The 7,819-nt window shown below is 58.0% G+C and carries 7 protein-coding genes; 3 read left to right on the top strand and 4 right to left on the bottom strand.

Annotation, left to right across the window (positions count from 1 at the left end; translation table 11 throughout):
• Nucleotides 1–72: 72 nt before the first annotated feature.
• Together VZP09_RS08745 and VZP09_RS08740 are read right to left on the bottom strand one after the other, a co-directional pair.
• On the bottom strand, nt 73–1,173 hold the full coding sequence (locus tag VZP09_RS08745; RefSeq protein ID WP_009485565.1) for an NADH:flavin oxidoreductase/NADH oxidase: 1,101 nt from the start codon (nt 1,171–1,173) through the stop codon (nt 73–75).
• 107 nt (nt 1,174–1,280) lie between these two features.
• Complete coding sequence (locus VZP09_RS08740; RefSeq protein WP_328795049.1) at nt 1,281–2,888, bottom strand: FAD-NAD(P)-binding protein; 1,608 nt, start codon at nt 2,886–2,888, stop codon at nt 1,281–1,283.
• Between the two features lie 275 nt (nt 2,889–3,163).
• Between VZP09_RS08740 and VZP09_RS08735 the strand changes: the two genes are divergently transcribed.
• Nucleotides 3,164–4,396 carry an MFS transporter gene (locus VZP09_RS08735; RefSeq protein WP_328795047.1) on the top strand — a complete coding sequence of 411 codons (1,233 nt, stop codon included), beginning with the start codon at nt 3,164–3,166 and terminating at the stop codon, nt 4,394–4,396.
• Between the two features lie 40 nt (nt 4,397–4,436).
• Here the strand turns inward: VZP09_RS08735 and VZP09_RS08730 are convergent, their stop codons facing one another.
• Nucleotides 4,437–5,351: a DMT family transporter gene (locus VZP09_RS08730; protein WP_032431815.1), complete on the bottom strand. Its 915-nt coding sequence runs from the start codon at nt 5,349–5,351 to the stop codon at nt 4,437–4,439.
• A gap of 201 nt (nt 5,352–5,552) precedes the next feature.
• Here VZP09_RS08730 and VZP09_RS08725 point away from each other — a divergent pair, with 201 nt between their 5' ends.
• Nucleotides 5,553–6,653 carry an iron-containing redox enzyme family protein gene (locus VZP09_RS08725; protein ID WP_004184110.1) on the top strand — a complete coding sequence of 367 codons (1,101 nt, stop codon included), beginning with the start codon at nt 5,553–5,555 and terminating at the stop codon, nt 6,651–6,653.
• Here VZP09_RS08725 and VZP09_RS08720 read toward each other — a convergent pair.
• Nucleotides 6,629–7,207, bottom strand: a complete 579-nt coding sequence (locus VZP09_RS08720; protein ID WP_004199932.1) for a TetR/AcrR family transcriptional regulator — start codon at nt 7,205–7,207, stop codon at nt 6,629–6,631. The two genes, VZP09_RS08725 and VZP09_RS08720, sit on opposite strands and share 25 nt — an antisense overlap.
• Nucleotides 7,208–7,545: 338 nt before the next feature.
• Here VZP09_RS08720 and VZP09_RS08715 point away from each other — a divergent pair, with 338 nt between their 5' ends.
• Entirely contained in the window at nt 7,546–7,734 is a 189-nt protein-coding gene (locus VZP09_RS08715; RefSeq protein WP_002905214.1) for a hypothetical protein, read from the top strand.
• Nucleotides 7,735–7,819 lie beyond the last annotated feature (85 nt).

The raw sequence follows: 7,819 nt of genomic DNA, 5'->3' as shown, positions 1-7,819 counted from the left end.
CGGCACATGGACCGCAATAACATCCTGCTCAGGGGTATCTTACGATACCCCTTTTTTATGCCCGCCGTGGGTTCAACGGTTTGGCAGCAGGGTGCCTTTCAGGCCGTGCGGCTCCGAGCGCAAATACTGCGACGGCACACGGACCTGGGCGCCAAGGCTGGCCGCAGCGTGCCACGGCCAGTGCGGATCGTAGAGTACCGCGCGGGCGAGGGCGATCAGGTCGGCATCGCCATTCTCCAGCGCCGCTTCCGCCTGCTGCGGGTCGGTGATCAGCCCCACGCCAATCACCGGGATGGCTACCTGCTGGCGAATATCGCGGGCGAAAGGCAACTGGTATCCCGGCCCAACGGTGATCGCCTGCTGCGGCGACAAACCGCCGCTGGAGACGTGAATATAGTCACTGCCCAGCGTTTCCAGCTGCTGGCTAAACTTAATGGACTGCTCGCAGTCCCAGCCGCCTTCGACCCAGTCGGTAGCCGACAGCCTGACGCCCACCGCCATGGTGTTGCCCACTGCCTCGCGGATCGCCTTAAAGACTTCCAGCGGATAGCGCATTCGGTTCTCCAGCGAACCGCCGTACTCGTCGCGGCGCTGGTTGCTGAGCGGCGAGAGAAACTGGTGCAGCAGATAGCCGTGGGCGGCGTGCAGTTCAATCAGCTCAAAGCCCAGCCGCTGGGCGCGCAGCGCGCTGGCGACGAAGGCCGCTTTGATGCGCGCCATATCGGCATGGCTCAGTTCAGCGGGGGCGCGATCGCCATCGTGAAACGCCACGGCGGAAGGGGCGACGGTCTGCCAGCCACCATCGTTGAGCGCCAGCTGATGGCCTCCCAGCCACGGGGCGGCGCAGGATGCCTTGCGTCCGGCATGACCCAGCTGGATCCCCAGACGGATCGGCGACCAGGCCCGAATATCTTCGACTACGCCGCGCAGGGCGTTTTCGGTTTCATCATCCCACAGCCCCAGATCCCCCGGGGAAATACGCCCCGCAGGCTCTACCGCCGTGGCTTCCAGAATTAACAGGCCGGCGCCGGAGAAAGCCAGTTGGCCAAGATGGATCCGGTGCCAGGAGGTCGCCTTACCCTCGTCGGCGGAGTACTGACACATCGGGGCGATAACGATACGGTTATCAAGGGTGAGTTGACCAATTCGCGTCGCGCTAAAAAGATGACTCATGAATACCTCGTAAATGTTAAACGTGGTCGTGCAGGGGACGGACAGTTGCTGTTTATAGCACGCCTGTTCACCCCCCCAGTATTCGGATATTGCGCTTAAGCGCTCCGCTATTCGATATACCAGAGACGGCGCCGTCGGCCGGCGGCCTGCTGCGACACGGCGCGGGCCATTGCGCTGCCAATCTCGGCGCTGGCCGTCAGCCCCTGCACAAAGGGGCGATCGTGCATCAGCCAGGGAAGGGCGCCGAAGGCGACCCGGCCGCGCACTGTCTCCGGCGCCTGCAGCGTGTAGTCATCACCGACATCCGGAATGCCGTCGCCGCAGGCCAGCAGCTGCTGGCGCAGTGAAGGGAAGGGCAGATCCCGGGTTTTCAGCGCCTTTTGTCCGCGGGCATCGATAAAGACATCGAATTCGCAGCGCTGACGATGATGAACAATCAGCGTCCGGTCAGGCTCCCGCTGCAGCTCATAATCTTCGCCCAGCGTCAGGATCCGCAGAATGCCAGCCCGGTGCAGGGCCAGCAGCCGACGTATGGACTCCGGCGGAATGGCGGCGTAGTTATCGATAAATACCCGGGCGAGGCCCTGGCGGAAGCGACGGCTGTCCGCGTCGTTGAACTGCGGCACCACGGTTTCAATCGCCTCATGCAGGCGCAGAATGGCATAGCGCCAGGGCACCGTGTGGTGTTCGCGCTTATTGCGCTCCACCTCCTGCAGATTGCGCTGCGCCCACTGAAAGGGGTCATGGGTGAGGCGGTCGGCAAACCAGGCGTCGGCGATACTGTCAGGCGTCAGCTGACGAAGCCCGATCGCCTCGCTCCAGTCGGGGGCAGCATATTCCAGCTCTTTAACGATCAGCTCAAAAATCCGATTTAACAGAGCGTCGCTACCCTCCGCAATGGCCNCTTCGAGGGCGGCGGGAGTGGCAATCTCCAGCGGCTCCCACGGGATCGGGCAGTAAAAATCGGCCTCCGGCAGCACGCCGTGGCGTGACATCAGGGTGATCTCCAGCGCTTCGCTGCCTGGATGGAGGGAAAAATGGGTCGTTTTGTCGTCCTCGGTATGGAAAACGCCGTGGCGGGCCACTACCGCCACGGCGGCATCAATCGCGCTTAATGAAGTCCCAAGGATCCCCACCCGGCAGGGGGCAATGCGGGCCTCCATCAGGCCGGTCCACGGGCTGGGGAAGTACTGTCGGCTGGCGCGCTCTTCTTCAGGCCACAGATGGCCGGTGGCAATCGCCACCAGGTCGACAATTACCGGGTCTGCTGCACTATCGGTGTGGATGGCGATCCCGGTGGGCTGAACCGCAATATCCGTGACTTCACAGGATTCACAAACGCTAATCACAAAGCCGACGTCCCGGGCCCGCTCAACGAGGTACAGAAAACGGTCGCGATAGTATTCGCCGAGGATAACCCGCGGCAGAAACTGGCGCTCATGCAGGGCGTGCCGTTCAAGCCCGCGCGCCGCCAGCCAGTCATCGCTTTGCTGCTGCAGCCATTGCAGGTAGGTCAGGTCGATGGGGGGGATCTCAATGCTGGCAATATTGGCCAGCATTTGCGCCGCGGTATTATCGTCACTGTAGGGCATACCCACCCCGGCCTGCGCCTCTTTTTCAAACAGAGTGATGGCCAGCGGCTCACCGCGCTTCACCAGTTCATAAAAGGTGTAAATCCCCGTCGGCCCCACGCCGACGATGGCAATTCTCTTCATGATTCTCTCCCTTCCTGTGGGCAGATGCGGCATTGATGACGCTTCGCTTAAGCGAACCTGGTTTTAATTCTGGTCGAAAATTGCCGAACCGGTGAGGGGAACACGCAATTTGAAACAAATTAGCATGCTAATAAACTTGCCGATTGTCGTAAAAGGGGTGTAATTAACAAAAGAGCAACTTTCTATACAAACAATTTACACAAGCGGTGACCCCAGCTCGCTCTGCTGGACGCCGCGCACACTCCCGGCAATGCCGTCGGGATAGGGATGACAAGATGCACGGCTGGACCTCACGACAGCGTAATGCGGCGATAGCCAGTTTTTTAAGCTGGACGCTCGATGCTTTCGACTTTTTCCTGTTAGTTTTTTTACTGAGCGATATCGCCCAGTCGTTTCATGTCGACGTTGAGGAGGTCACCCTGGCGATTCTGCTGACTCTGGCCGTGCGGCCCGTCGGCGCGCTAATTTTCGGCAGGGCGGCGGAGAAGTTTGGTCGCAAACCAATCCTGATGCTCAATATTGTGTTCTTCTCGGCTTTTGAGCTGCTCTCCGCCGCCGCGCCGTCGTTGATGCTGTTTTTCCTGCTGCGGGTGCTGTACGGCGTGGCGATGGGCGGGATCTGGGGCGTGGCCTCTTCGCTGGCGATGGAGACGATCCCCGACCGCTCGCGCGGCCTGATGTCCGGCCTGTTCCAGGCGGGATACCCCTTCGGCTATTTGCTGGCGGCCGTCGCCTACGGGCTGCTGTTTGAACAACTCGGCTGGCGCGGGATGTTTGTCATTGGCGCCGCGCCGGTGCTTCTGCTGCCGTTTATCTATTTCTGCGTCGAGGAGTCTCCGGTTTGGCAGGCGGCCAGGCAGAATAAAGAGAGTACGGCCCTGCTGCCGGTACTGCGTAGCCACTGGAAGCTGTGCCTGTACCTGGTGGTGCTGATGGCGGCTTTCAACTTCTTCTCTCACGGGACGCAGGATCTTTACCCGGTCTTTTTGAAAGTTCAGCACGGCTTCGAGCCTAAAACGGTCAGCATCATCGCGGTCTGCTATAACATCGCCTCGATCATTGGTGGAGTGTTCTTCGGTTCGCTGTCGGAGAAGATTGGCCGACGCAAAGCGATTATGATCGCCGCCCTGCTGGCGCTGCCGGTCATTCCACTGTGGGCTTTCGCCAGCGGCTCGCTGGCGCTGGGGGCGGGGGCGTTCCTGATGCAGTTTATGGTCCAGGGGGCCTGGGGGGTGATCCCCACCTGGCTCAATGAACTGGTCCCGGCCAACACCCGGGCGGTGCTGCCCGGCTTCGTCTACCAGCTGGGTAATTTGCTGGCTTCGGTGAATGCCACTCTCCAGGCATCAATCGCCCAGCATCATGGGCATAACTACGGCCTGGCAATGGCCCTGGTGGCCGGGACGGTGGCGATTGTCATTACCGTCCTGACCTTTTTTGGTCGCGAAGGCCGGGCGATCCAATCCGCAGGAGCGGGACATCACCAGCCGCTCTCCACCAGCCGTTAACTTTTGTGACCGGGCGTGGCCAGGCGCCCGGTCGCATACATTAGTCACGCAGACGAATAGACGCCGCCTGGCGTTTCTCCAGCGAGCAGATCCCAATCCCCACCATGATGAACAGCGCGCTAAACAGATGCCAGGCCTGCGGTTGAGTATGCAGGAAGAGGATGCTCAACACCCCACCGGAGAGGGGGATGATGTGGGTGTAAATTTCGCCCCGCGTGGCGCCAATGGTGGCGATACCTTTGTTCCAGAACAGGTATGCCAGCCACGATGGGAAAATTACCAGATACGCCAGGCCGCTAAGGAAAAACGGCTCGCGCCAGGCTGCCCAGTCCTGCGCCGGGTGGCGCATCAGCCAGAAGATGACGATTGGCACCAGGATCAGGGCGCCGAGCAGCGAGCTGACGGCGACAAAGCCATTCGCCGGGATACGGCGGTCCTTCAGACGTAACAGCGAACAGTAGAGCGCCCAGCTCAGCGCCGACCCCATCGCCCACAGGTCGCCGATGGCAAAGGTGTGCAGAGAGGCGGCGTGCAGCGGATTTCCCTGAAATAAGAGGATCATCACGCCGAGGGTGCTAAAAGCCACTCCAAGCCAGTTACGCCCTGATACCGGATCGCGGAAAAACAGTCGGTTAATCAACAGTACCATGCTCGGCGTGGCGGACATATAGATGGCGGCGTTGAGCGCGGAGGTGGTTTGCAGGCCAATATAGAGCGTGAGCGGGAAACTGACCTGGCCGCAGAGGGTTAGCACCACCACCACTGGCGCGTTTGCCCGCAGCAGGTGGCGACTGCCGGCGATTTGCCGTCGGTAGAGGAGGCCCAGCAGCAGCGCCGTCAGCGCCCAGCGCGCTTCGGTCATCAGGATCGGATCCACGCCCTGCACCAGCACGTGCCCGACAACATAATTCCCGCCCCAGAACAGAGCCGCCAGCGTCAGTAACAGATAAGGCATGATGATTCCTTGTGTCGTTTGTCACTGTACTGAATGGTAATGTTATTGTTTTTATAATATCAATAATATTTTAGTGGTTTTTATTGTATTCATTTAAATTCTTTAATAAACAGTAAATTGAAAGCGAGTGTGAAATTTACGTTGCCGCATCATGGACGGTACTATACCGTATAGTAGCCATGTATTTCACAGGGATAAATCATGCGTAACACAGATAATGGGGTGATTGGAAGCGACCAGACCGCGGTGATGGCCAGGCTGGCGCTGGATGAGTTAATTGACCAGCTTTTGCACAGCAACGCGCTGTCGCTGAAGCTGACGGCCAACCCGCTGGTGGCCGACAGAGCCTGGCATCTCACTGAGAATACCTGCATCCGCGCCTTCTCCGCTGACGATCCACAGGCCAAAAAGCGTGCGCACCACGCGCTGTTCATTCTCTATCAGTCCTGGCTTGCCGACCCGCTCTCGCCAGCGGCCGCCAATCAGTTTCATCCNCTGCTTTCCGGGATCAGAAATTACATCGAGTCTGAGTGGCTGCGGGCGGAAAGCAAACGCTTCCACCACCAGAGACCAATGCTTAACGCCGGCAATATCGTCGACGAACTGCGCGCCTTATGCCAGCAGCACCCGGCGTCTCATCATCCGCTGTTCGATTTCCTTGCCAGCGAGGCCTCTGCGGCGCAAATCGACTATTTCTTCAAAAGCGACAGCGCCCTCAATCTGCTTTTCTTCGATCTGGTGGCGATGGGGCTGGTGGGCTCGCTGCCGGAAACCCGCGCTGAGATTGCGCAAAATCTGTGGGATGAGATAGGCCAGGGCAGCACCGAGATCACCCACGTTAATCTGTATAAAGATTTACTGAAGCGGCGAAATATCGCCTTACCGGACAATCATTTTGCCCATTTGTACGAGTGGCAGGGGCTGGCCGGGTATAACGCCTTTATGCTGGGCGGCGTAAACCGTCAGCATTACTACAAATCGCTGGGCGTGATGGCGATGACCGAGCTGCTCGACCCGCCGCAGTATGAAAAACTGGTGGCGGGCTGTCGGCGGATTGGGCTTTCCGAGCGCGACGTGCATTACTATGCCGAACATATCACGGTCGACATCGGTCATGCGGATGGCTGGCTGAACAATGTGATTGTGCCGATTGGCAAAAAACATCCGGCGGCGATGGAGGAGGTCTTCTTTGGCGCCGCGCTGCGTCTGCAAACCTGCAACGATTACTATGATTGTCTGCTGGCGGCCCTGCAGTCGCTGGGCGGCAGTTTATCATCTCACAGCGTACCGCCTTCTGAGTAAATAAGCGCTTTGGCCGCGCTCCAGGCGGTCACCCCTGGCGGGATCTCCCGGCATTCGGCGGACTCGGCCTGCTGGGCGGCGATGGCGCCATCGATGAGCATCACCATCATCATGGCCACCCGCTCGGCAGGTTCCGGTTTTAACACCTGCAGGAGGATATCGCGGAAGAACTGCCAGAGGAGCGACTTAAATCGGGAGCATTGCTCCCGGATCGCCGGCGATGACGCGCCATATTCAAACAGCGCGCGAGTAAACATGCAGCCGTGGAACGTTTCGCAGGTAAACCAGCGATGGTAGTAGTCGAACACGGCGAACAGCTTTTCCCGTGCGCTGGCTTTATCCGCGGTGATCTGCGCCAAATCCTGCATAAATTCGCTCTCTTTCTGCTTGAGGATAGCCAGAATGAGCGCCTCTTTATCGGCGTAATAGCGGTAGAAGGTCATTTTGGAGATGCCAGCATGTTCAGCAATCCGCTCGATGCTGGGCGACTGATATCCTTCGCGATTAAACAGCGTGCTGGCGTGGCGGAGAATGTCCGCTTGTTTTGGCTTCATGCGTTTTCCTGTCGAATGGTTCGCTGTCACGACTGCCGGTGACACGGCCGTCCTGCGACAGCGGTGCATTATGCCGGATCTTGCCGCCAGACGGGCAAAAAGTAAATCAGCCGCGGTTTATGCGGCGTCGGTTCCCTCAATAAAAACAAGATTGCGTAGACATACACAAGTCATGTCCTTATGTTTCTGAACCGACGTATTATTCGGACCTTTATACACATAAGCTGTGAATGATGTACTTTCTGATAGGCACTATTTCTGAAGTCTGAGACGGTTACAGCAGGACAGGCATCGAATGAGGGTATTACAGACATCATTACCAGGATGATCCGATAACTATGATGAATCTTATTAAAAGATTGCTGCGAAGAATATTCAGGTCGTTAATTTCATATTATGGCCCAGCTGTACTGACCATCCTCTTCGCCGTNGCGCAAGGGCTCTTTTTTCCAGAGACGCCTCTCTGGCTTGTTCCCCTGTTTTTCGTATTTGTTATTGTAATGTTTTATCGGTTTGTGAAATTTTAATATCGAAATTTAACTTTATATTAAATTGACAAGGAAGTGCGATGGCTGGGTTGAGGCTGCGCAGGTTAAGATGGCCCTGCGATTG

Origin of the sequence: Klebsiella sp. EMBS2024 (assembly GCF_036233805.1) — a bacterium.
Lineage (GTDB): Bacteria > Pseudomonadota > Gammaproteobacteria > Enterobacterales > Enterobacteriaceae > Klebsiella > Klebsiella pneumoniae.
The sequence above is the reverse complement of the archived record's forward strand: the minus strand, read 5'-3'. Positions and strand labels throughout refer to the sequence as shown.